This is a genomic window from Streptomyces sp. GESEQ-35, from assembly GCF_017948485.1.
Classification (GTDB): domain Bacteria; phylum Actinomycetota; class Actinomycetes; order Streptomycetales; family Streptomycetaceae; genus Streptomyces.
In genome coordinates this window covers 92,858-115,120 of record NZ_JAFFSX010000013.1, presented here as the reverse complement: position 1 = coordinate 115,120, position 22,263 = coordinate 92,858, and the positions used below count along the sequence as shown (strand labels likewise).

21 protein-coding genes are annotated in these 22,263 nt (G+C 71.8%); 6 read left to right on the top strand and 15 right to left on the bottom strand.

The genetic code is table 11. The annotated features are described in order from the left end of the window. Window positions 1-61: 61 nt before the first annotated feature. The 8 genes from KCH87_RS25180 to mftA are packed head-to-tail and all read right to left on the bottom strand — an operon-like array spanning window position 62 to window position 7,155. Window positions 62-1,411 (bottom strand): CoA transferase, encoded by a 1,350-nt coding sequence (locus tag KCH87_RS25180; RefSeq protein ID WP_308298905.1) that lies wholly within the window; start codon window positions 1,409-1,411, stop codon window positions 62-64. Beyond that, window positions 1,408-2,808 carry a mycofactocin biosynthesis glycosyltransferase MftF gene (gene mftF, locus KCH87_RS25175; RefSeq protein WP_210588509.1) on the bottom strand — a complete coding sequence of 467 codons (1,401 nt, stop codon included), beginning with the start codon at window positions 2,806-2,808 and terminating at the stop codon, window positions 1,408-1,410. The genes KCH87_RS25180 and mftF overlap by 4 nt, the downstream gene beginning before the upstream one ends. Next, window positions 2,805-3,614, bottom strand: coding sequence for a mycofactocin-coupled SDR family oxidoreductase (locus KCH87_RS25170; RefSeq protein ID WP_308298904.1), 810 nt, complete (start codon window positions 3,612-3,614; stop codon window positions 2,805-2,807). The genes mftF and KCH87_RS25170 overlap by 4 nt, the downstream gene beginning before the upstream one ends. Then, the gene (mftE, locus tag KCH87_RS25165; protein WP_210588508.1) at window positions 3,611-4,291 is read right to left on the bottom strand and encodes a mycofactocin biosynthesis peptidyl-dipeptidase MftE; all 681 of its coding nucleotides are present in this window, start codon (window positions 4,289-4,291) and stop codon (window positions 3,611-3,613) included. Before mftE ends, KCH87_RS25170 begins: the two co-directional genes overlap by 4 nt. After that, the gene (mftD, locus tag KCH87_RS25160) at window positions 4,288-5,472 is read right to left on the bottom strand and encodes a pre-mycofactocin synthase MftD (RefSeq protein ID WP_210588507.1); all 1,185 of its coding nucleotides are present in this window, start codon (window positions 5,470-5,472) and stop codon (window positions 4,288-4,290) included. Before mftD ends, mftE begins: the two co-directional genes overlap by 4 nt. 21 nt (window positions 5,473-5,493) lie before the next feature. Continuing rightward, a complete protein-coding gene (gene mftC / locus KCH87_RS25155; protein WP_210588506.1) occupies window positions 5,494-6,711 on the bottom strand; it encodes a mycofactocin radical SAM maturase in 1,218 nt (405 codons plus the stop codon). After that, entirely contained in the window at window positions 6,708-7,001 is a 294-nt protein-coding gene (gene mftB / locus KCH87_RS25150; RefSeq protein WP_210588505.1) for a mycofactocin biosynthesis chaperone MftB, read from the bottom strand. The genes mftC and mftB overlap by 4 nt, the downstream gene beginning before the upstream one ends. Before the next feature lie 13 nt (window positions 7,002-7,014). Beyond that, on the bottom strand, window positions 7,015-7,155 hold the full coding sequence (gene mftA, locus KCH87_RS25145) for a mycofactocin precursor MftA (RefSeq protein WP_210588504.1): 141 nt from the start codon (window positions 7,153-7,155) through the stop codon (window positions 7,015-7,017). Window positions 7,156-7,238: 83 nt separating this feature from the next. Between mftA and mftR the strand changes: the two genes are divergently transcribed. Continuing rightward, on the top strand, window positions 7,239-7,874 hold the full coding sequence (gene mftR, locus KCH87_RS25140; protein ID WP_210588503.1) for a mycofactocin system transcriptional regulator: 636 nt from the start codon (window positions 7,239-7,241) through the stop codon (window positions 7,872-7,874). 50 nt (window positions 7,875-7,924) lie between these two features. Here the strand turns inward: mftR and KCH87_RS25135 are convergent, their stop codons facing one another. Continuing rightward, a complete protein-coding gene (locus KCH87_RS25135) occupies window positions 7,925-8,545 on the bottom strand; it encodes a TetR/AcrR family transcriptional regulator (RefSeq protein ID WP_210588502.1) in 621 nt (206 codons plus the stop codon). Window positions 8,546-8,653: 108 nt separating this feature from the next. Between KCH87_RS25135 and KCH87_RS25130 the strand changes: the two genes are divergently transcribed. Genes KCH87_RS25130 through KCH87_RS25120 form a run of 3 tightly spaced genes read left to right on the top strand, consistent with a single transcriptional unit; the run spans window position 8,654 to window position 11,072 of the window. Beyond that, complete coding sequence (locus KCH87_RS25130; RefSeq protein WP_210588501.1) at window positions 8,654-9,709, top strand: zinc-binding dehydrogenase; 1,056 nt, start codon at window positions 8,654-8,656, stop codon at window positions 9,707-9,709. A gap of 19 nt (window positions 9,710-9,728) precedes the next feature. Further along, the gene (locus tag KCH87_RS25125; protein ID WP_210588500.1) at window positions 9,729-10,241 is read left to right on the top strand and encodes a nuclear transport factor 2 family protein; all 513 of its coding nucleotides are present in this window, start codon (window positions 9,729-9,731) and stop codon (window positions 10,239-10,241) included. Between the two features lie 27 nt (window positions 10,242-10,268). Continuing rightward, a complete protein-coding gene (locus KCH87_RS25120; RefSeq protein WP_308298903.1) occupies window positions 10,269-11,072 on the top strand; it encodes an SDR family NAD(P)-dependent oxidoreductase in 804 nt (267 codons plus the stop codon). Between the two features lie 34 nt (window positions 11,073-11,106). On the opposite strand, the gene KCH87_RS25115 is transcribed toward KCH87_RS25120, so the two are convergent. After that, window positions 11,107-12,585: an alpha/beta hydrolase domain-containing protein gene (locus KCH87_RS25115; RefSeq protein WP_247196765.1), complete on the bottom strand. Its 1,479-nt coding sequence runs from the start codon at window positions 12,583-12,585 to the stop codon at window positions 11,107-11,109. Window positions 12,586-12,598: 13 nt separating this feature from the next. After that, window positions 12,599-14,224, bottom strand: a complete 1,626-nt coding sequence (locus tag KCH87_RS25110) for a GMC oxidoreductase (protein ID WP_210588498.1) — start codon at window positions 14,222-14,224, stop codon at window positions 12,599-12,601. A 203-nt stretch (window positions 14,225-14,427) separates the two neighbouring features. On the opposite strand from KCH87_RS25110, the gene KCH87_RS25105 reads away from it, so the two are divergent. Then, entirely contained in the window at window positions 14,428-15,117 is a 690-nt protein-coding gene (locus tag KCH87_RS25105) for a TetR/AcrR family transcriptional regulator (RefSeq protein WP_210588497.1), read from the top strand. A 68-nt stretch (window positions 15,118-15,185) separates the two neighbouring features. Here the strand turns inward: KCH87_RS25105 and KCH87_RS25100 are convergent, their stop codons facing one another. After that, entirely contained in the window at window positions 15,186-16,325 is a 1,140-nt protein-coding gene (locus KCH87_RS25100; RefSeq protein ID WP_210588496.1) for an acyl-CoA dehydrogenase family protein, read from the bottom strand. Between the two features lie 145 nt (window positions 16,326-16,470). On the opposite strand from KCH87_RS25100, the gene KCH87_RS25095 reads away from it, so the two are divergent. Beyond that, window positions 16,471-17,073, top strand: a complete 603-nt coding sequence (locus tag KCH87_RS25095; protein ID WP_210588495.1) for a TetR/AcrR family transcriptional regulator — start codon at window positions 16,471-16,473, stop codon at window positions 17,071-17,073. An 82-nt stretch (window positions 17,074-17,155) separates the two neighbouring features. Here KCH87_RS25095 and nrfD read toward each other — a convergent pair whose 3' ends face one another. The 3 genes from nrfD to fdh are packed head-to-tail and all read right to left on the bottom strand — an operon-like array spanning window position 17,156 to window position 22,211. Then, window positions 17,156-18,055: an NrfD/PsrC family molybdoenzyme membrane anchor subunit gene (gene nrfD / locus KCH87_RS25090; protein ID WP_210588633.1), complete on the bottom strand. Its 900-nt coding sequence runs from the start codon at window positions 18,053-18,055 to the stop codon at window positions 17,156-17,158. A 32-nt stretch (window positions 18,056-18,087) separates the two neighbouring features. After that, window positions 18,088-18,969 carry a 4Fe-4S dicluster domain-containing protein gene (locus tag KCH87_RS25085; protein WP_210588494.1) on the bottom strand — a complete coding sequence of 294 codons (882 nt, stop codon included), beginning with the start codon at window positions 18,967-18,969 and terminating at the stop codon, window positions 18,088-18,090. After that, window positions 18,966-22,211: a formate dehydrogenase gene (gene fdh / locus KCH87_RS25080; protein WP_210588493.1), complete on the bottom strand. Its 3,246-nt coding sequence runs from the start codon at window positions 22,209-22,211 to the stop codon at window positions 18,966-18,968. The genes KCH87_RS25085 and fdh overlap by 4 nt, the downstream gene beginning before the upstream one ends. Window positions 22,212-22,263: the final 52 nt, after the last annotated feature.

Genomic DNA, 22,263 nt, shown 5'->3' with positions numbered 1-22,263 from the left:
ACAGCCGCGCTACGGACGCCACACTCCACCCACGTGCACGCCACCATCATCCAGGGACAGGTCATACACGGAACGAAAAATCTCGCCTGAGGATCCGGTCGGTGTCGGCGCCCATGGCGGCCGCCGTACCGTCCGGCTCCGGCGCGTGGGGTGCGAGGACCGCCTGGGTGCGGCCGAGCGACGGGCAGGCAACCATCTGCCCGGCGGCGTCCGTCCGCAGGGGATGTGGTCCGTGGTCGACCGGCGGGCTTCCGGCGAACGCTGCCGCCACGTCGCGCATGGAGATGTCGATCAGTTGCCCGCCGCCGTGGACCAGTGAGCCGACCGCGGCCAGCGCGGCGACGAGCCCGGTCAGGGGGTCCGCGATCGCGTCGGCGCTGAACACCGGCCGGCCGTTCGACCAGCCGACCAGCCCGCCGGCGACCGCCGCGTCGTCACCGAAGGCGACCCGGTCGGGCCGGGCGCGGCCATATCCCGTGACACTGACCCACACCCTGCCCGCACGATGCTCCAACTTCTCCGGCGCAAACCCGAGTTGGGCCAGGGCACGCGGCCGGGACGCCTCGATCACGACATCGGCGGCCCGGACCAACCGGTCGAGCTTCGCGCGGGCTTCGGCCGAGGTGAAGTCGACGGCGACGCTCTCGTGCCCGGCGTGCAGCCAGTCGTAGAACCGCCGGTTCCCGCGCCGTGCGCCGTCGGGGCGCCGGGTGCTCTCCACCTTGATGACCCGAGCGCCGGCCCGGCTCAGCAGGTGCGCGCAGAGGGGGCCTGCCCACAGGGAGGAGAAGTCCACGACGAGGGCTCCCTCCAGCCGCGGGTTCGGGTCGGGAGCGGCGAGCGACGAGACCTGCCACGGCACGTCGACGACGGGCGGCTCCTGCGGCAGAGCGGCGGCGGGGACCCCGAACATCCTTATGTGCGTGGCGAGTTCGCTCGCCCCGGAGTCGTGTGCGGCGGCCGCGAGCGCCTGCCACGGGTCGCTCACGTCCACCCGGCCCAGCATCGCGGGCACGAGGTCGATGTCGTCCGGGCGGCTCAGGGTCACCGCACACCACCCGTCCGCCGACTTCAGCAGCCGCGTCGCGCCCCCTGCGGAGGTACGCCCGCGCCGGGTCAGCCCCAGGGCGCCCGCACGTGCGCCGAGCAGCAGGGCGGAGCCGACGTGCACCGGCCGTCCGGACCCGGCGGTCAACCGGTGCAGCGCGCTGCCGACCTCGCTCACCAGGGACAGCATCGGCCCCGGGGACAGCACGGGCGGGCCGTCCGCCTCGCCGGTCAGCGCCATGGCGCCGGACGCCGCCCAGTCCAGAAGCGGGCACCCCGGGGCGGTGGGTCCGACGGTCGGGTACGCGACGTCGCCGAGGGTGCGCAGCCATCGCCGTACGGTCGTGGCGGGAGCCTCGCTCACCGTACGCGCCCGCGGATCTCGGGAAGGAGACAGCGCGGCGACCGCCCCCGGACCGCACCCGCCCACAGCCCGGCGCCGTATGCGAGGTCGTCGAGACGCCGCGCCAGGACGAAGCGGACGGGGTCCAAGTCCGGGGCGAGGCGCCGGTGTTCGAGGAGCCCGTCGACGACCGCGGCGACCAGGGTCGCTCTGCGCACCCGGCGCGACACCAGGCAGCCCACCGCGCTGAGCGGCCACCAGTGACGCAGCAGCAGGGCCGACGTCTGTCCCGCCGTGGCGGCCAGCCCCAGCCCTGTCAGCGAGACGGCGAGCCGCCGCGGGTCGGCGCTGCCGGCGGTGACATCGCGCGCGTACCCGCGGCACACCGTCGCGAGCACCGCCGCCGCCACCGGCACGGACCAGCGACGCTGGGCGAGCAATGCGGCCGCCACCGCCGCCGCCCAGGGTGTCAGGGCGGCCGGGGCGATCGCGGAGCCGTGCCGCACGGCCAGCGCGTGTGCCCCGGAGCCGTAATAGGCCTTGCGCGCCAGCCAGTCGGTGACGCGGGTGCGATGGTCGTGCCGGACCGTCACGGACGGGTCGTAGCGGACCCGCCGCCCCTCGCCGGCCAGCCGCCACCCCAGGTCGACGTCCTCACCGACCCGCAACCCCTCGTCGAACCCGTGCCCCAGCGCGTCGACACGGGCCACCAGACAGGCGCTCGGGATCCACGACACACGCGAACGGGGGTGTACGAGAGCGGGTTCGGGCCCGACGTCCAGCGAGGAACGCGCTGCCTCGTACCGCGCGGCCCAGCCACCGGAGCCGTCCAGGCCCAGGACCCGCGGGGCCACGAGGGCCAGCCGTGGGTCGTGGAAGTGCCGCAGCAGGTCGAGCAAGGCGTCCGGGCCGAGGACGACGTCCGAGTCCACGAAGGCCACATACGGCGTACGGACCTGCCGCAGACCGGCGTTGCGGGCCGCCGCCGGGCCCCGGTTGACGTCGAGGACCACGATCCGGGCACCGTGCCGGGCGGCGACACGGACCACGGCGTACGGATCGTACGAGCCGTCGTCGACGACGATCACCTGCGTTCCGCCGCCGATGGCGGACAGCAGCCGGTCGAGTTCACGCGCCCGGTCCCGGACCGGCACGACCACGGTCAGCTGTGACGCGTCGAAGGGCGGGAGTTCGGCGGTCACCGGGTGCGCCATCCCGAGGGCGAGGAGCCGCTCCGCGAGCCGTACGGAGGACGGGTCGTCGAGGCGGATCCGGCGGTTCTTCAGCAGCGGCAGGGCCCTCGCCCCGAGCCGTACAAGCCGGGGCGGCGCCCCACCGACCAGGATGCGGCCTGCGTCGTACTCCCTTACCTGTGGCCCGAGTTCGACGAGGGACCCGTGCGGCAGTGTGGCGCTCACCCCCGGAATCCCCCCTCCGCACTCATGACGGAGCCATTGGCGACCGCGCCCTGCGGGGAACAGCAGAAGGCGATGAGCGCGGCGACCTCTTCGGGTTCGCCCAGCCGGCCGGTGAGCTGGGAGTCGGTGAACGACTCGACGTCGTCGAGGCCGTAGAGCGCGGCCGTCGCCTCCAGCATGGCGGTGCGCGTGGAGCCCGGGGAGACCGCCACGGCTGTCACCCCGGTGTTGACGAGGTCGGCCGCGAGCCCACGCACCAGCCCGATGACGGCGTGCTTGGCGGCGCCGTAGCCGCCGAGGTGGAACAGGCCGCGGGTGCCGGCCGCCGAGGCGACGGCGACGAACCGGCAGCCGCTCGGGGCGGGTCCGTCGAGCAGGTGGGGCACACAGGCCGCGGCGGTGTTCCACACGCCCATGACGTCGACGTCCCACAAGGTCCGCAGATGCGCTTCCGGGATCTCCCACAGGGGTTCGCCACCGCAGATGACGGCCGCCGCGGCGACCACGGCGTCCAACCGCCCGAAGCGTGCGACCGCTCTGGCCGCCGCCGCGTCCAGCGCGTCCCGGTCCCGTACGTCGGCCACCTCGACGAGCACCTGGCCGGGATACTCCGCACCGAGTTTCTCCAGCTCCTCACGGTCGGCGAGCGGGTAGTCCACTCCGGCGCCCCGGTCCGGACCGCTGCCCGCGCACCCGTCGAGCGCGAGCACTCCATACCCCTCGGCGCACAGGGCCCGTACGGTCGCGGCACCGATCCCCCGGGCCGCCCCGGTCACGAGGGCGACGCGTCCGCTGGAGTCGATCACGGCCGCACCTCCTGCGGGCACAGTCGTCCGGCCACATCGCCGATCAACTCGTCGAGGAGCCGGGCGCCGTCCTCGGCCGTCGCGGTCGTCGGGTCGCCGAGCACGCCGGACGGCGACACGGCACCGACGCCCCCGGCGAGGAGCGCGGGCATCAACTCGGCGAGAGGCGCGGGGTTTCCTGGTCGTGCCCGGGTCATGTCCACCAGATCCGGGGCGAGATGGAGCATGAGCGAGGTCTCGGTGTGACCGGCGTGTGCGTCGCCTCCCGCGGGGAAACAGGGCGCCCACTCGACGTCGTGTCCCTCCTCGGTCAGTCGGCCGACCGCTTCGGCGAGGCAACGGACGTTGCCGCCATGGCCGTTGACGAACACGATGCGGCCCGACCAGAGGGACAGCGAGCGGACGAGCTCCAGGAGCACGCAGCGCAGCGCCTCGTTGCCGATGGAGACGGTACCGGGGAAGGACTGGTGCTCACCGCTGGCGGTGTACGCGACCGGCGGCGCCACGAGCACCGGTCCTGGCAGCCGCCGGGCCGCACCGCGGGCGACGGCGTCGGCGATCCTCGTGTCCGTGTCCAGGGGCAGATGGGGGCCGTGCTGTTCGACGGACCCGAGCGGTACCAGGACGAGGGGCCGGTCCGGCACGGTGGGCCAGGCCATCCGGGTCAGGTCCGTCATACCGGCTCCCTGATTCCCGGCGTGCGGGTGAAGCCGGGCGGGATCAGGACGTCGTCCGGGGTGAGTTCATGGACCGAGGACCGGCCAAGGGCACGCAGCGCGGAGTCGATGCCCCCGGCCATGATGTCGAGGACGTTCTCCACTCCCGTCTGCCCCGCCGCCGCGAGCCCCCACAGATACGCGCGGCCGATCAGCACGGCCCGCGCACCGAGCGCCAGGGCCTTCACGACGTCCCCGCCCCGCCGGACACCGCCGTCGAGGAGCACCTCGACCTGGTCGCCGACCGCGTCCGCCACCGCGGGCAGCAGTCTGATCGGCGCGGGCGTGGAGTCGAGGTTGTTGCCGCCGTGGTTGGACACCGAGATCGCGGTGACCCCGGCGTCCACCGCGCGCCGGGCGTCGTCGACGCGCGAGATGCCCTTCAGCAGGAACGGGCCCTGCCACTCGTCGCGCATCCAGCGGATGTCGTCCCAGGTGGGCGGCGGGGTGCCCATCCACTCCCCGTACGCGCCGAAGAAGGCCGGTGCTGTGCCCTCGGGGCCCGCCAGGTTGGGAAGGGTGAGGTCCGGGAGGCTGCCGGAGCGTGCGTAGTCGAGCAGCCAGCCCGGCCGGGACAGGCCCTGCGGGGCCAGTTTCACCATCGCCTTCAGGTCGAGCCGCTCCGGAATCCAGGGGCTGCCCCAGTCCCGGGCGTGGGAGAAGGACCAGTCGAGGGTGACGATGAGACCGACCGCGCCCGCGGCGCGGGCCCGCTCCATCACCCGGATCATGGAGTCCTTCGACCCGAGCCAGTACATCTGGAAGAACGTGCGCGGGTTGGCCGCCACGACCTCCTCGACCGGTTTGCTCGCGAAGGAGCTCAGCCCCATCGCGGTCCCCCGCGCGGCGGCGGCCCGCGCGACGGCCAACTCCCCGTCGGGGTGGACGGCCTGGACGCCCGTGGGCGAGATGATCACCGGGAGGGCGATCTCCTGGCCCATGACCGTGGTCGCCGTGGTCCGCTCGGCGGACAGGTCCGCCACGTGCGGGGCGAAGCCCAGTTCCTGGAAGGCGGCGGTGTTGTCCCGGTACGACACACCGGCCTCCGAGCCCGCCAGCAGGGCGCTGTAGACGGACTTCGGAAGTCGCCTCGCGGCCCGCTGCCGGGCGTGTTCGACGGTCTCGAACCAACGGTTGCCCATGACGACGTACCTCTTCGTTGTCTAAGGGAGACGGAACCCGGCGAGCGGGTGGTCCTCGCACGCGGACACCGGCGGTGTCCGGGGGCCGGACCGGCTGCCGATGGTCACGAACACCGGCTCGCGGGCGGCCGGTTCACGGCTGGTGCGGTGCGAGTGGTCCTGGGCGGGAGCCGGGACCGTACGGTGCGGATCCGCCAGGGCCGCCTCGCCATGACCCCGTACGCACTCCGGGTCCGGGCCGTCCAGCGGCAGCCCGGTGAAGAACTTCGCCGCCATGCAGCCGCCCCGGCAGGCGTCGAACGCCGAGCAGTTCGTGCACGCGCCACCCGTCTGCGGACGCCGCAGGTCGGCGAAGAGGTCCGACGCGCGCCACACCCGGGTGAAGCCGCCCTCGTCGCGCACGTTTCCGGCCCGGAAGGCGTCGTGGATGGCGAACGGGCAGGCGTAGACGTCACCCACCGGGTCGATCAGGCAGACCACCCGGCCGGCGCCGCAGAGGTTCAGCCCGGGCAGCGGGTCGCCGTAGGCGGACAGGTGGAAGAAGGAGTCACCGGTGAGCACGTTCTCGCCGCGCGCCACCAGCCAGTCGTACAGCTCCTTCTGCTGCCCGGCGGTCGGATGCAGCTCGTCCCAGACGTCGGCGCCGCGACCGGACGGCCGCAGCCGGGTGAGCCGCAGTTGGGCGCCGTAACGGGCGGCGAGCTCCTGGAACGCGTCGAGTTGGCCGGCATTGTGCCGGGTGACCACCACGGAGATCTTGAACCCGGCGAAGCCCGCCTCCCGCAGATGCCCCATCGCACGCAGGGCGGTGGCGTACGAACCCTCCCCGCGCACGGCGTCGTTCACCTCGGCGGTGGCGCCGTCCAGGGACAACTGCACATCCACGTAGTCGGAGGCGGCGAGGCGGCGTGCCGTGTCCCGGGTGATCCTGACACCGTTGGTGGAGAACTTCACGCCCACACGATGGGCGGTGGCGTAGTCGACCAGTTCCCAGAAGTCGGGGCGGACGGTGGGTTCGCCGCCGCCGATATTGACGTAGAAGACCTGCATGCGCTCGAGCTCGTCGATGACGGCCTTGCACTCCTCGGTGCTCAGTTCACGCGGGTCGCGGCGGCCCGAGCTGGAGAGGCAGTGCACACAGGACAGGTTGCAGGCGTAGGTCAGCTCCCAGGTCAGGCAGATCGGGGCGTCCAGGCCGTACTGGAAGTGATCCACCAGGCGGGCCGCCGGTGCTGTCATGTCGCCTCCTCTTCAGGGGAGTTGCGCTCCACGATCATGTGCGAAGTCGCCAGCGTGGCCAGTGCCGTCCGGTAGCGCGCCAGTTCGTCCTCACGGATACCGGCGTCCGCGCAGGCGGCCGCGGCGCTCGGCCGGTCGGCCAAGTGCCGTACCGCGGCGAGGAGTCTGCGGTCCTTCAGGAACGACAGCCGCCGGGTTCCGAAGTGGTAGAGCAGGGCACCGAAGGATTCCGGGCGCACCGCGACCTGCGGGTGCAGGGTCCAGGCCCGGTCCAGATCGAAAGGCGGCATCGGTCGACCCGGTTCAGTACACGCCGCACATGCCGTCGATGGAGACCTCCTCGACCAGCAGGTCGTCCTCGACCAGGTCCTGGTCCGCGAGGTCCGCCTCGCGTGCCCGCTCGTCCTGGGCAAAGGGATCGGAGGCCGGTGTCGCAGCACCCATGAGAAGCTCCCTCTCATTGCCGGATATGAACGTTCTCCACTGTCCGGGACCATAATGGCACCTGGTGCCGAAAGGAAGAGTGCGTGCAGAAGTCGCCGAGTTCACCCAGCGCCGACCGGGCCTCCCGCACCGGACGCCGGCCGTCGACGTCCCACGCGCAACTCGAACAGCACGCCCTGCGGCTCTTCTCCGCGCGCGGCTTCGACGAGGTCACCGTGGAGGACATCGCGGCCGCCGCCGGCATCGGACGCCGCACGTTCTTCCGCTACTACAGGTCGAAGAACGACGCGGTCTGGGGCAACTTCGAGGAGGAGTTGCAACGCATGCGGGCGGTGCTCGCCGCGTACCCGAGCGACCTGCCGATGATGGACGCGTTGCGGGAAGCGATCGTCGACTTCAACCGTCTCGACGCGTCCCAGCTCCCCTGGCACCGCGTGCGGATGTCGCTGATCATGCAAGTGCCCGCGCTACAGGCCCACTCCACGCTCCGGTACGCCGAATGGCGCGCCGTGGTCGCCGAGTTCGTCGCCCCACGTCTCGGCCGCCCGACCGACGCTCTGCTGCCCCAGGTGATCGCCCACGCCTGCCTGGGCGCCGCCGTGGCCGCCTACGAACAGTGGCTGCGCCACGACGGCTCCGACCTCAGCGACTTCCTCGACCAGGCACTGCGCGCGCTCGCGCCCGGATTTCAGGCGTACGAAACGACAGTTGAGACGTGAGCAACTCCCGCTCCCGGCGTGGCGATCGACCTGATTGGTTGCCGCCTGGACTACCGCTGCCGGGAGGGCGGCTCGGCGGCTTCGCCGCCGTCGAGGGGGCGTAGCAGCCGGAGAACCATCTCGACGGTGCGCTCCAGAGGACGTTGGCGCGTCGTGACGTTGAGGAGGAGGGTGCGGGCCAGCACGGCGCCGAGGAGCATGTCGAAGACGTCGTCCGGGTCGACGGCGGGGTCGACGCTTCCGGGCGGTGCGGCGCGCAGGATGTCCTGGAACTGCGGCCGTGCCGACACCCTCAGGTCCAACTCCGGCGGACGCGGCCGCCTCGACGCCTGGTGGTGCGCGAGGAGACCGGCCGCGGCCGCACGCGCCGCCGGCGCGTTGAAGGCCGCCAGGTAGGCGCGGATGAACCGGCGGACATCGCGACGGAGATCGCCCGTCGGCCGCACGCTCATCGGGCTGAGCCCGGGGAAGGTCGCTTCCTCGATCAGCTCGATCCGTGACGGCCAGCGACGGTAGATGGCGGACGCATGCACGCCGGAGCGCTCCGCGACGGCCTGGATCGTCGTCGCGTCGAAACCACGCCGGACGAGGAGTTCGCGCGTGGCCGCGAGAGCCCGTTCGTCGATGCTCGTGTCACGTGGACGACCCGGGCGACGGCGGGACTCTGGCATGCCGTGCATCGTAGCCGCATTTATAGGAGACGGTCTTCTATAACTCGCACGACGTCGCTACAGTCCCAGGACGGAGGCGAGAACCGTCTTCTCGGATGGGGGAACCTGATGCGTGCTGCCGTGCTGCGGGGTGGGACGGTCGAGGTGCGGACCATCGACGATCCGGTTCCCGGACCGGGCCAGCTCCTCGTCCGATCGCTCGCGTGCGGGATCTGCGCGTCGGACCTCCACTTCATGGATCATCCTGAGGCGGGCGCCGACGACGACAGCGGGATGTCGACGTACGACCAGGACGCCGACATCGTCATGGGCCACGAGTACTGCGCCGAGGTGGTCGACCACGGCCCCGGCACCGAGCGCCGTATCCCCGTCGGCACCCGGGTGAGTTCACTGCCGGTGCTGTCCACCGCCGCCGGCCGCAGGATCATCGGGCAGAACCCGGACTCCCCCGGCGGATTCGGCGAGTACCTGCTGCTGACCGAGGCCATCACCCGGGTCGTGGTCTCCGGCCTCCCCGGCGAGGTCGTGTGCGTCGCCGACGCGATCTCGGTGGGCTGGTCGACCGCGTCGCGTGCCCAGGTCACGACCATGGAGGCACCGCTCGTCATCGGCTGCGGCGCGATCGGCCTGTCGGTGATCGCACAGCTCGGGCGCCTCGGCGTGGGGCCGGTCGTGGCGGTCGACTTCGTGGCCTCGCGACGGGCGACCGCGCTGGCCATGGGAGCCGACGTGGTCATCGACCCCGCCGGGATCTCGCCGTACCGGGCATGGCGTGATGTCGCCCGCGGAACGGCCGAGTCGGCGAAGGAGCTGATGGCCACGGCCGGACTGCCGGGCTGCGTCGTGTTCGAGTGCGTCGGTGTCCCGGGCGTCCTCGACTCGATCGTCAAGGGGTGCGAGCGCGGCACCCGGATCTTCTCCGTGGGTGGTCCGCCGGAGGGCGATCACCTGCACACCCTGACCGCCAAGCGGAAGGGCCTCAACATCCAGTTCGGCGGTGGTCCGTCGATGGCCCACTGGGACGAGGCGTTCGAGGCGGTCTGCTCCGGCAGCCTCGACGTCGGGCCGATGCTCGGCGGAACCGTCGGGCTCGACGAGGTGCCCGACGCGCTCGACGCGGCACGGGACGCGGGCGGACCGGCCCGCATCGTCGTCGTGCCCTGACCGTGAAGGAACACGGAAGATGAGTGAGATCGACGAGTTGCGCGCCACCGTCGAGAGACTGGCGGCGCAGGTTCACACCCTTCAGGACCAGGTCGACATCATGCAGCTCGTCGCGCAGTACGGGCCCGCCGTCGACAGTGGTTCGGGCGAGGCCGCGGCCGGGCTCTGGACCGAGGACGGCGTCTTCGACGCGATCCCCCACCTGCGGATGGAAGGCCGGGACGACATCGCCGGCATGGTCCACGGCGCAGGCCACCAGAGCGTGCTCCACAACGGCTGCGGCCACGTCCTGACCACGCCGCACGTGGTCGTCGACGGCGACCGGGCCACCGGCCGCAGCCACGCGCTGCACCTGCGCTGGGACACCGACGCCGGCCGCTTCTGGGTCTTCCAGGTCTCCGCGAACACCTGGCACTGGGTGCGCACCGCACAGGGCTGGCGCATCGCCGAGCGGATCAACGCCAACCTCGACGGCACCCCCGGACCCCGCGCGATGCTGGCGCCGCCCGCGGCCGACGGCACGTCCGCGTAGCCGGTCAATCGAAAGGTGAAGGCAACTGTGACCAGCGCATACGGCCCCTGGGGCATCGTCGCGGGCGGGTCCGACGGAGTCGGTGTCGCGTTCGCGCATGGCATGGCCTCGCGGGGCATCAACGTCGTACTGGTGGCGCGGCGCATCCCCGTACTGGAGGCGGCCGCGGACGACCTCCGGGCCCGGCACGGCGTCGAGGTGCGGACGGTCGCGCTCGACCTCAGCGCCCCGGGCGCCCTGGCGGAACTCGAGCGCGTCACCTCGGACCTGGAGGTCGGGCTCCTCGTGTACAACGCCGGCGCCGACACCCGCAGCGTCGCGTTCCTCGACCGGGACCTCGGCACCCACCTGGAACTGGTCCACCGCAACTGCACCGCCGTACTCGAAGCGGCCCACCGTTTCGGCGCCCCGATGGTGGCGCGGGGCCGAGGGGGCATGGTGCTGGTGACCTCGGGCGCGGCCTGGGCCGGCGGCGCCGCACTCGCCACCTACGGGGCCACCAAGGCGTTCGATCTCATCCTCGCGGAGAGCCTGTGGGCGGAGTGGCGAGGCAGCGGTGTGGACGTTCTGGGGCTCGTGCTCGGCAGGACCGACACCCCGTCCCACCGCCGGATGCGCGAGGCGGAAGGCGAGTCGTACGGCGGCCCGCTCGCCGACCCCGCGGACGTCGCGGAGGCGGCGCTCACCCATCTCGCCGACGGTCCCACCTGGATCCACGGCAGCGAGAACCCGACCGGTGGTTCGCCGTTCGGCCCGCTGAGCCGCCGTGACGCCGTGCTCGCGATGAGCCGGGGCGCTGCGGCGAGCAAGGAAAGGAGCATCGAGCGCTGAAGTCCTGTCTGACGCCGTATCGGAGGGCGGCGGGTCAGCCGCCGATGCCGGACTGCCTTGCCGCACCGACCAGTTCCGCCGCGTCGGCCGGGCGGAGGAAGCCGGCGCCGACCCCCTGCGCGGTGGCCGCCGTCCACTGCCGGACGAACGCGGCGTGGGTGGGATACAGGGCCGTCAGCTTCTCGGCGGTGAAGGGGGTGGTCGTACCGAACAGGAAGCAGAACGACGCCCCGGACTGCCCGAGACCGGACAACTTGGCCACCGGTGTGTCGACCGATGGTGTGCGGATCCCGCCCTCGACGTTGCCGTGGGCGTCGAGGACGAAGGCGGGTGCGGAGCCGGAGGTGTCCACCTGGAGGCGGGGCGCCCTGGCCGGGGGGACACCGGTCGTCACCCAGCGGTTCAGCGCGAACTCCGCGGTATCCAGGACGTAGTGCGCCTGGCCGGTGTTGATCGGTGAGCCGCAGCCGGGCCGGGTCGGGGGACTGAGCAGGGCGTTCAGCCCCAGGAGTCCCGCGGCGCCGCTGCCGTCGTCACCCGCGCCGAGGCCGATGTAGGCGTCGGCGTGCGCGGTGCCGGCCACCTCCCAGAGCCGGAGGCGGGAGGTGTCGTCCTGCCGGGCGGCCAGGGAACCGAGCGCGATCACATCGGTCTCGGTCTGCACGGCGAGCACCGGTGCGTCCGTGTCCGTGCGGAAGCGGACGACCGCCGGAGCCGGGACGTCCTCCTGGGGTGCCTGCGACAGGGGCGCGCCGGTGTCCCTGCGACTGTGCACGAGGAATCCGTCGTACACGGACACCAGGGGCTGGATCGCGTTGATGTACGTGGTGAGCCGGAAGGCCGACTGCGACTCGCCGTTGGCCAGCACGGTGCGGGGACGGAGCCCGTCGAGGACCGTGGCGGCCGAGTCCCGTACGGCTTGGCCGGCCTGGCTGAAGATGTCGTAGGAGTAGCTGTCACCGGGGTGGGACAAGGCCGCGTAGCGGACCGGGTCCGCCGTCTCGGTGGCGGTCACTCCGGTGGCCTGGGCGGAGACGCCGACCCAGGCGTAGCCCTCGCGGATCAGCTCGTTGTGGGTGTAGATCCACTCCGGGGCCGCGTCCACCCCGCCGGTGACGTTCAGCCATTCCACGACGACGGTGCCGTTGAAGTCGGCCGGATCGGCGGGCCGGTTCACGACGACGCGGGTGGTGTACGGGGCGGTGCCCGCCGGCGTCACCTGCCAGCGTCCGTCGGAGTCGAGGGGCGCGGTCGGTACGTAGGACTCGGCGTTCCCGGAGAGGAAGAACTCGGACTGTGTGTATCCCACACTGCCGAGGTCGAATGCCGTCCCCGCCAGCACGACGGCACCTTTTCCGCCCGTCACCGGGCCGGTGACGGTCGGGCTCGCCGCCGTGTGGGCGATGGGGTCGGCGTCCGAGGCGGGGGCTCCGAGGAGGAGCGGGAAGATCAGCGCGGCTGCCACTAAGAGGTGGGGGCGGACTCGTGCCGCCCCGGTGAGATCGATGTGCATGACATCTCCTGCCTTAGAAAACGCGGCCGACGTCCTGGCGGACGATGGTCTGCATGCTGTGTTCGGCCAGGGCGGCGATGGTCAGGGAGGGGTTGCAGGCACCCGTGGAGCCGGGGATGCGGGCGCCGTCGAGGACGTAGAGGCCCTTGTGGCCCAGGACGCGGCCGGTGAGGTCGACGGCGTCGCCCATCGGGACGCCGCCGAGGGCGTGCCAGGTGGAGGGGGCGGTCGCGTTGGTGTCGATCATCATGCCGCCGCCGGCCGTGGCGATGGCCTGCATACGGATCGCGATCTGTGCCTGGAGTTCCGCCTCCGCCGCGGCGGGCCAGGTGAGGACGGCGTCGTCGGCGGCGGCATCGTAGGCCCAGGTGCCCGCGCCCTCGACGATGCCGAAGCCGACGACGGTCAGGGCGGTGACGCCGGCCTGCTGGATGGGCGAGCCGGCGTGGATGACGGTGAGCGGGATGGAGCTCGTGTTGTCCGTGCCGCCGATGCAGGCGGGGCCGCCCTGAATGGTTCCGGCGTCGCCGGCGGTCGGGTTGATCCAGGCCCAGATCCGGTCACCGTTGTTGCCCCACCCGGTGCCGATGGCGTCGGGCAGGTCGGGGATCAGGTTCTTGGCGCGGGACTTGACCAGGAGGCGGGTGGTGCCCGGGGAGCCGGCGTTGAGGAAGACGGCGTCGGCGGTGATGCGGATCTGCTCCTGCACCGTGCCGGCGGTGTCGATGCGGTCGACGGACAGCACCCAGCGCTTGTTCGCGTCCATGGCGATATCACGCACGACGTGCAGGGGCGCCACCTCGACCAGGCCGGTGGACTCCGCCTGGGCGAGGTAGGTGACGTCGATGGATTTCTTGCCGCCGTTGTTGACGCCGAAGGCGATGTCGCTGGTGGTGTACGTCGGCTGGTACTGGCCGGTCAGCTCGCCCCTCGCGTAGCTCCAGTCGATGGGCAGCGGCACCTTGAACGGGGTCAGGCCCGCCTTCGGAGCGACCTCCTGGAAGAGACGGGAGGACGTGTACGGGTCCGAGGCCAGGATGTCGTAGGGGACGGTGGAGATGCCCAGCATCCGGGCGACGGTCGGGTAGGCCCACAGGTTCAGGTCGTCGTAGAGGCCCGCCGCCACCGGGATCGACTTGGCGAAGTCGGCCTTCGTCGGCTGGAGGCTCATACCGTGGTACATGATCGAGCCGCCGCCGACCGCCGCGCCGACCATAGCGGTCATGCCGTTGCCCACGACGGGTTCGAGTACGCCGGTGTAGGGCTCCCACGTCTGGTTGCCGCCGCCGACGACGGCATGGTCGGTCAGCCAGGCGGAGCGGTTGTCCATGTTCGCGAAGCGGCAGAACGTGGTGGCGTTGGGGCCGGTGCGCCAGCGCAGGCCGCGCTCCAGGACCAGGGTGGACACGCCGGCCCGGGCCAGCCGCAGCGCGGTCACGCCGCCGCCGAAGCCGGTGCCCACGACCACGGCCCGTGCGCGGCGCTCGGTCACGGATGCCGGGGCCGCGGACGTCACGGCCGACGCCTGGCCGGCGCCGGCCAGGGACCCGCCGAGTGCGGTCGCGCCGAGGGCAGCCGCACCGAGCACCTTTCGGCGGCTCACACCGGAGGCGAGGCGAGGGGAAGAGCTGTCGGACATGAGACTCCCGTCGGGAGGGGCCCCTCGTGGCCGCGGGCAGGCAGCGCCGGCCTGTTCCTCGAAGTCGGCCGCGAGCAACCGAAATTGACGTGTCCATGGAGAAGTTGAAACGTCCGTCACCGTAGCACCAGCTGTCTCGGTGTGCCACAAAGTCGCAGTGCGCCATGAACTAAGATCAGCGCAACTGTGTCGAGGAGGGGTGCATGGGCGGTCAGCCCGGTAGCCGCACGGGGCGACCACCGTTGACGGAGCGGCGCCGCGAAGCGACGCGTATGGAGATCGCCGACGAGGCGGTCCGGCTCTTCGTCACCCAGGGCGTGGCGGCGACCACCGCGGAGGACATCGCCTCGGCCGCCGGAGTGTCCACGCGCACCCTGTGGCGGTACTTCCGCTCCAAGGAGGAGTGCGCACGCCCGCTGCTCACCGCGGGCCTGGACCTGGTGACCGAGCGCCTACGGGACTACTGGAGCGGAGGCAGCTCGCTCACCCGGGCCATGCCGAGCGCCGACGATCCCGGCGTGATCGGCGCCAGGCGTCTGGGGGCCCTGCGGGATCTCGTACGTCTGAGCCGTGACGAGCCCGGACTGCGCGCCGTCTGGCTGGAGACGCACTTCGACGCAGAGGCGGTGTTCGCCGCGGCGATCGCCGAAGGCACCGACCGGCCCGAAATCGACCTCGCCGTCCGCCTGGAAGCGGGCATGTTCAATGCCGCGCTGCGCATCGCCGTGGAGAACTGGGCCTTCCAGCCCGACCGGCCGGACGGCCCGCCACTCCGCGAATCCCTCGCTCAGGCTCTGCATGTGATGACGGAGCTCATCGATTCCGAGCGTTCCGCGGCTCCCGGTCGGCGGATGATGCGCTTCCCGGGGGCGGATACACGTCCCGGGTCGTAGCCGGGGCGCGCCACAGACGCCAAGCCGCGAGGCCGACGACCAGACGGTGTTGATGGATTGATGGTGCGTCAGCGGGCCAGATGACGGCTGATGACCAGCCGCTGGATCTGGTTCGTCCCTTCGAAGATCTGCATGATCTTCGCCTCGCGCATATAGCGCTCGACGGGGAAGTCCCGCGTGTAGCCGTAGCCGCCCAGTACCTGAACGGCGTCGGTGGTGACCTTCATCGCGGCGTCCGTGGCGACCAGCTTGGCCACGCTGGCCTGGCGGCTGAAGGGGCGGCCGAGGTCGCGGCGACGGGCGGCGTCCAGATAGGTGGCGCGGGCGGAGTCCACCGCCGCGGCCATGTCGGCGAGCAGGAAACCCAGTCCCTGGTGGTCGACGATCTTCCGGCCGAAGGTGGTGCGTTCGTTGGCATAGGCGACGGCCGTGTCCAGGGCAGCCTGGGCGAGCCCGGTCGCGCAGGCGGCGATGCCCAGCCGGCCGCAGTCCAGGGCGCTGAACGCGATCTCCAGGCCCTGGCCCTCCGCCCCGATCAGCCGGTCGGCGTCGATGACCGCGCCGTCCCACATGGCCGAGGTGGTCGGGACGGCGTGCAGGCCCATCTTGCGCTCGGGCCGGCCGAAGCTGAGGCCTTCCGCCGTGCCGGGGGCCAGGAAGCAGGAGATGCCGCGGCTGCCCGGCGCGGTGCGGGCGAAGAGGGCGTAGAAGTCGGCCTTGCCCCCGTGGGTGATCCATGCCTTGGTCCCGGTGATGCGGTAGCCGTCCGGTAGGCGTTCGGCCTTGCAGGACAGGGCCGCCGCGTCCGAGCCGGCCTGCGCTTCGGACAGGCTGTAGCCGCCGAGGAGCTCACCGGCCAGCATGCGGGGCAGCCAGCGTTCCTGTTGAGCCGGGGTACCGAAGGCGTACAACGGGTGGCAGGCCAGGGTGTGCACGCTGGTGGCGACAGCGACCGCGGCCCACTGGCTCGCCAGCTCCTCCAGAACCTGCAAGTACACCTCGTACGGCTGACCGCCGCCGCCGTGCTCTTCCGGGTAGGGCAGGCCCAGCAGACCGGACCGGCCGAGGACGTCGAAGAGGCCTTCCGGGTAGCTCTCCTCGGCCTCGTGCGCCTCGACCCGCTTGCCGAGTTCCTTTTCGGCGAGTTCCCGGGTCAGAGCCATCAGGTCTTCTGCTTCTTGGGTGGGAAGCATGCGGTCGACGGCCATCACGGCTCCAAACGGTACTCAAAGCGGTACGTCAGTACCTCTTAGAGTAGCGGGTCTGGGTGGGATGTCACAGCGGGATCGGGCGGGACGGCACTGAGATGCCGGCCACGGATACCGAGGGATGCGGGCCTGGGATACTGACCGGATGATCAAGGCCTCCGCTCCCACCGGCCCCAAGCTCACCGGCCGAGGCGCCGCCCGGCGCTCCGAGCTCTTCGAGGCGCTGGTGAAGCTGCTCACCAAGGAGGGCTTCGCCCGCTTCACGCTCGTCGACCTGGCCGCGCGCCTGCGGTGTTCCAAGCGCACCTTGTACGGGCTGGCCGACAGCAAGGAACAGCTCGTCCGGGCCGCGGTCGTGCACTTCTTCCGGGGAGCCACCGAGCGAGTCGATGCCGCTCTGGCGGCCGAGACCGATCCGGCTGCCCGGCTGTCGGCCTACCTCCACGCCGTGGCGGCGGAACTCGGTCCGCTGTCACCGCAGTTCTTCGACGACGTGGCCGGGTTCGGGCCCGCCGCGGACGTCTACGAACGCAACACGCGGGCGGCCGCCCACCGGGTGGAGCAGTTGATCGACGAAGGCGTCGAAGCGGGCGTGTTCCGCGAGGTGCACGTGGCGTTCGCGGCCGACGTCATCACGTCGGTGATGGTCCGCATCCAGAACCGCCAGGTCGCTGCGGCCACAGGCCTCGGAGACGCCGAGGCCTACGCCCAACTCGCCGAACTCCTGCTGCACGGTCTGGTCCGCTAGGGCCTGTGCATCGGGAGGATCTCCTGGAACGCCGGGGAGGTGCGCGGCAAGCCGCATCGAATCCGCAGCCGGCAGACGGCCCTCAGCTCCCGCTGCCGGCACCCGCCTCCTCGCGCTGCGGAACCACCGTGTACTTCGGGTCCTCGGCGGACGCGACCCCCGCGGCGAAGACGCCGAAGCGAGTGCAGGCGGAACCCGCCAGCAGGGCGAGGCCGCTCGCGGCGGCGACCGGGCGGTGGCGGCCCAGGAGGGCGGCGCCCACGGCTCCCGCGCAGGTCAGGACCCTGGCAGCGCGGAGGAGGGTGCCCGCGCGGCCCTCACGGTAGGTCTCCGCGACCATGCCGAGACGCTGTTCGGCGGCCCGGGTGGCGGCGGTCTCGGCGGTCGCGGCCAGGACGGCGGCGCAGCGTGCGGGGGCCGATTCCGCCGAGGGCCCGGTCACCAGGGCCATCCCGGCCGCTGCGGCCGTCGCGGAGGCGGCGAACAGATAGGGCAGTTCGCGATGGGCCCCGTGCCAGGCGGGGACGGCGGTGTCCGCCGCGAGCACCGCCGTGTACGTGGCCACCGCCGGGCCCAGCACGGCGGCGCCCCCGGTAACGGCAGATCCCGCCTTCGGGAGCCGCCCGGTGACGGCGGTGAGGGCCGCCGCGCCGGCCAGCGGGCCGTAGGCACTCAGCAGCCACGAGCCCATGCTCATCGGCGAGGTCGGCTTGAACACCCGCAGCATGTGGGCGAACCGGGCGGGCCTGCCCAGATCGTGGACGAGCGCCGCCGCGGAGCACGACACGGCGGCCAGCGAGGACACCTTCAGCGCGGTCGCCGTCCTGTCATGGCCCGTCAGCTGGGCGGCCGCTGCCAGGACCGACCCCGCTCCCGCGAGCCCGCCCAGGAAGAAGTACCCGGCGATGTCCGTCGCGGACCAGGACGGTGGCTTGATCACCGGCCGCCCGTAGTACGACTCGAACTCGGCGCGCGGCACCATCGGTTGCTGACCCCGCTGCCTGCCCTCGCCCTTCACGATGTCCCCTTCCGCCGGCCGAGCATGGGCAGAACGAAGGACACCGCCACGGTGCCGACGAGGGACAGGGCCGCCGCGCCCGCGTGCTTCCACATGGCGGGCAGGTCGCGGGTGGTGACCCGCGGGTCAGGGGGCAGGCCGTACACCTCCGGCTCGTCCAGCAGCAGGAAGAACGCCCCGTCACCACCGACCCCGTCGTCCGGATCGTGGCCGTAGAGCCGGGCGTCGCCCACGCCCGCCTCGTGCAGTTGGTCGACGCGCAGCGCGGCACGCTCCCGCAGTTCGTCCAGCGGGCCGAACTGGATGGACTCCGTCGGACATGCCTTCGCACAGGCCGGTTCCTGTCCGGCGCCGAGCCGGTCGTAGCACATGGTGCACTTGAACACCCGTCCGTCGGCAGGCCGTTGCTCGATGACGCCGTACGGGCAGGCGGGCACGCAGTAGCCGCAGCCGTTGCAGATGTCCTCCTGGACGACGACCGTGCCGAACTCGGTGCGGAAGAGGGACCCGGTCGGGCAGACGTCGAGACAGGCCGCGTGGGTGCAGTGCTTGCACACGTCGGAGGACATCAGCCAGCGGAACTCGCCATCGGCGAGCGGGAGTTGGGTACGCCCGTCCGACGTGGGCGGACCGTCGGGCGTGGCGGGCTCCGTCGTCGTCGGTCGCGTCGGCTGTTCGATGAACGCCACGTGCCGCCACGTCGACGCCCCGAGCGCCTGTGTGTTGTCGTACGACATGCCGGTCAGGGAGAGGCCGTCCTCCGGGATCGCGTTCCACTCCTTGCAGGCCACCTCGCAGGCCTTGCAGCCGATGCAGACGGAGGTGTCGGTGAAGAAGCCCACCCGTTCCTGGCTGCCTGTCGCCGTCTCGTCCGTCACTTGCGGACCTCCGTTCCGGTGCTGCCGGTGATGCCCGCGCGGCTGCGGTACTCGGCCAGCAGCCGGGGCAGTTCGGGGCCGCGCGGGCGGCGGCCCGGGAGGATGTCGGCGGTGAGAGCCTTGTCCTCCTGGATGTGGGCGTTGGGGTCGAGCGCGATGGAGACGAGTTCGTTGGCGGCGTCGCCCCTGGACAGTCCGTTCGGGCCCCAGTGGAAGGGCAGCGCGATCTGGTGGACCGTACGGCCCTGCACCCTCAGCGGGCGGATCCGTTCGGTGACCAGCACCCGCGCCTCGACCGCTCCCCGCGCCGTGACGACAGTGGCCCAGCCGGCGTGCGTGAGACCGCGCTCGGCGGCCAGCTCCGGCGACACCTCGCAGAAGAACTCCGGTTGCAGCTCGGACAGATAGGACGACCAGCGGCTCATCCCGCCCGCCGTGAAGTGCTCGGTCAGCCGGTGGGTGGTGACGACGTACGGGAAGACGTCGGCGCCCGGCTCGTCACCGCTCGGGTGGTAGCGGTTGCCCTCGCGCGCCAGCAGCTGCCGGGTCGGGTTGCGGGACGTCGACGGGTGGAGGGCGTTGCGGAACGGCGAGTCCTGCGGCTCGTAGTGGGTGGGCAGCGGCCCGTCCTCCAACCCCGCGGGCGCGTACAGCCAGCCCTTTCCGTCGGCCTGCATGATGAACGGGTCGTCACCGCGCAGCGCGTCGGGGCCGGTCGCGTCCTCGTCCGGTACGAAGCCGGGGGCACGGTCGGGCACGAAGTCGGGGACGTCGTGGCCGGTCCACTTCCCCTCGGCCTGGTCCCACCACACGTACGCCTTGCGCTCGCTCCACGGAGTGCCGTCGGGGGCGGCCGAGGCACGGTTGTAGAGGATGCGGCGGTTGGCGGGCCAGGCCCAGGCCCACTCGGCGGCGACCCAGTCCTGCTCGGACTCCGGCTTCTTCCGGGCCGCCTGGTTGACCCCGTCCGCGTACACCCCGCAGTAGATCCAGCAGCCGCACCGCGTAGAGCCGTCGTCCTTGAGCTCGGTGTAGGCGCTGAGCGGACTCCCGTCCGGCGCATGCCCGTTGATCTCGGCGAGGACGGCGTCGGCCACGGGCTCCCTGAGTGGGCCGTCCTCCGGATAGTCCCAGGCGAGGTCCAGGACCGGCCGGTCCATCGGGTCGGAGGAGCCGGCCAGCTTCTCCTTGATGCGGCGGCCGAGGTGGTACATGAACCACAGGTCGCTGCGCGCGTCCCCCTCGGGTTCGACGGCCGCGTGGTGCCACTGCACCCAGCGGTTGGTGTTGGTGAAGGAGCCGGACTTCTCGGTGTGCGCGGCGGCCGGGAAGAAGAACACCTCGGTGCCGATCTCCTCGGTGCGCAGCTCCCCGTTCTCGATCTCGGGTCCGTCCTGCCACCAGGTCGCCGACTCGATGAGCGAGAAGTCCCGTACGACGAGCCAGTCGAGGTTCGCCATGCCGAGGCGCTGAAGCCTGGTGTTGGCGGAGCCCACGGCCGGGTTCTCGCCCATCAGGAAGTAGCCCTTGCAGACACCGTCGAGCTGCGCCATGACCGTGTCGTACGTCGCGTGGGAGCCGGTCAGCCGGGGCAGATGGCCGAAGCAGAAGTCGTTCTCGGGCGTGGCCGAGTCGCCGTAGTACGCCTTGAGGAGGCTGACCAGATAGGCCCGCATGTTCGCCCAGAAACCCTTCTCCGTGCGGGTGGCCGTGACGAAGTCGTCGAGCGTCTGGTTCGCGTGGGCATGCGGCATGGGCAGGTACCCGGGCAGCAGGTTGAACAGCGTCGGGATGTCGCTGGAGCCCTGGATGGAGGCGTGGCCGCGCAAAGCCTGGATGCCGCCGCCGGGGCGGCCGATGTTACCGAGGAGCAGTTGGAGGATGCTCGCGGCGCGGATGTACTGGGAGCCGACCGAGTGCTGGGTCCAGCCGACCGCGTACGCGAAGGCACTGGTGCGGTCGCGGCCGGAGTTGGCCGTCAGGTCGTCGCAGACCCGCAGGAAGGTCTGGCGGGGGATGCCGCAGACCTCCTCGACGAGCTCGGGTGTGTAGCGGGCGAAGTGCCGTTTGAGGACCTGGTAGACACAGCGCGGGTGTTGGAGGGTCTCGTCCCTCGGGGCGAGGTGGCCGGTACGGGCGCCGCCGGAGCCGTGCGCCTCCGGGCCCGCGGCCTCGCGCACCCGGTCCTCGTACTGCTCGTCGGCGTCTCCGGTGGGCTGCTGGACCTCGACGCCCTCGTACTGCCAGCTGCGCGGGTCGTAGTGGTGCTTGTCCTCGTCGAGCCCGGAGAAGACGCCGTCGAGGTCCTCGGTGTCGCGGAAGTCCTCGCCGACCAGCGTGGCCGCGTTGGTGTAGTTGAGGACGTACTCGCGGAAGTCCTTCTCCTCGGTGAGGACGTGGTTGATGATCCCGCCGAGGAAGGCGATGTCGGTGCCGGCCCTGATCGGGACGTACAGGTCGGCGAGAGCGCTGGTGCGGGTGAAGCGCGGGTCGACGCTGATGATGCGGGCGCCGCGCGCCTTGGCCTCCATGACCCACTGGAAGCCCACAGGGTGGCACTCGGCGAAGTTGGAACCCTGGATCACGATGCAGTCGGAGTGCTGGAGATCCTGCATGAAGGTGGTGGCACCGCCGCGGCCGAAGGAGGTGCCGAGGCCGGCGACGGTGGAGCTGTGGCAGACCCGGGCCTGGTTCTCCACCTGGACCACGCCGAGGCCGGTCAGCAACTTCTTGATCAGGTAGTTCTCCTCGTTGTCGAGGGTCGCGCCGCCCAGGCTGGCGATGCCGAGCGTGCGGGCGGTACGCAGTCCCTCGTGCTCCCACTCCCAGGTGCGGCGCCGGGTCTCGACCACCCGGTCGGCGACCATGTCCATGGCCGTCTCCAGGTCGAGCGGCTCCCACTCGGTGCCGTACGGGCGCCGGTACAGCACCTGGTGGCGGCGGGCGTCTCCGGTGGTGAGCTGGAGGGTCGCCGAGCCCTTGGGGCACAGACGGCCGCGGCTGATCGGCGAGTCCGGGTCGCCCTCGATCTGGACGACCTTGTCGTCCTTCACGTACACCTGCTGGCCACAGCCGACGGCGCAGTACGGGCACACGGACCGGGTGATCCGCTCGGCCGTGTCGGTGCGGGGCCGCAGCCCCCGGGTGTGCGGCGAGGTGACGGCGCTGCCGCGGCCCAGCGGATCCGCTCCGGTGAGCTGGCGGTAGACGGGCCAGTCCTGGAGCCTTTTGCGCACGCCCATCGCGCTTCCTCCGTCGGTGGTTCGACGTTCGGTAGGTCGGCAGTCGGCCACT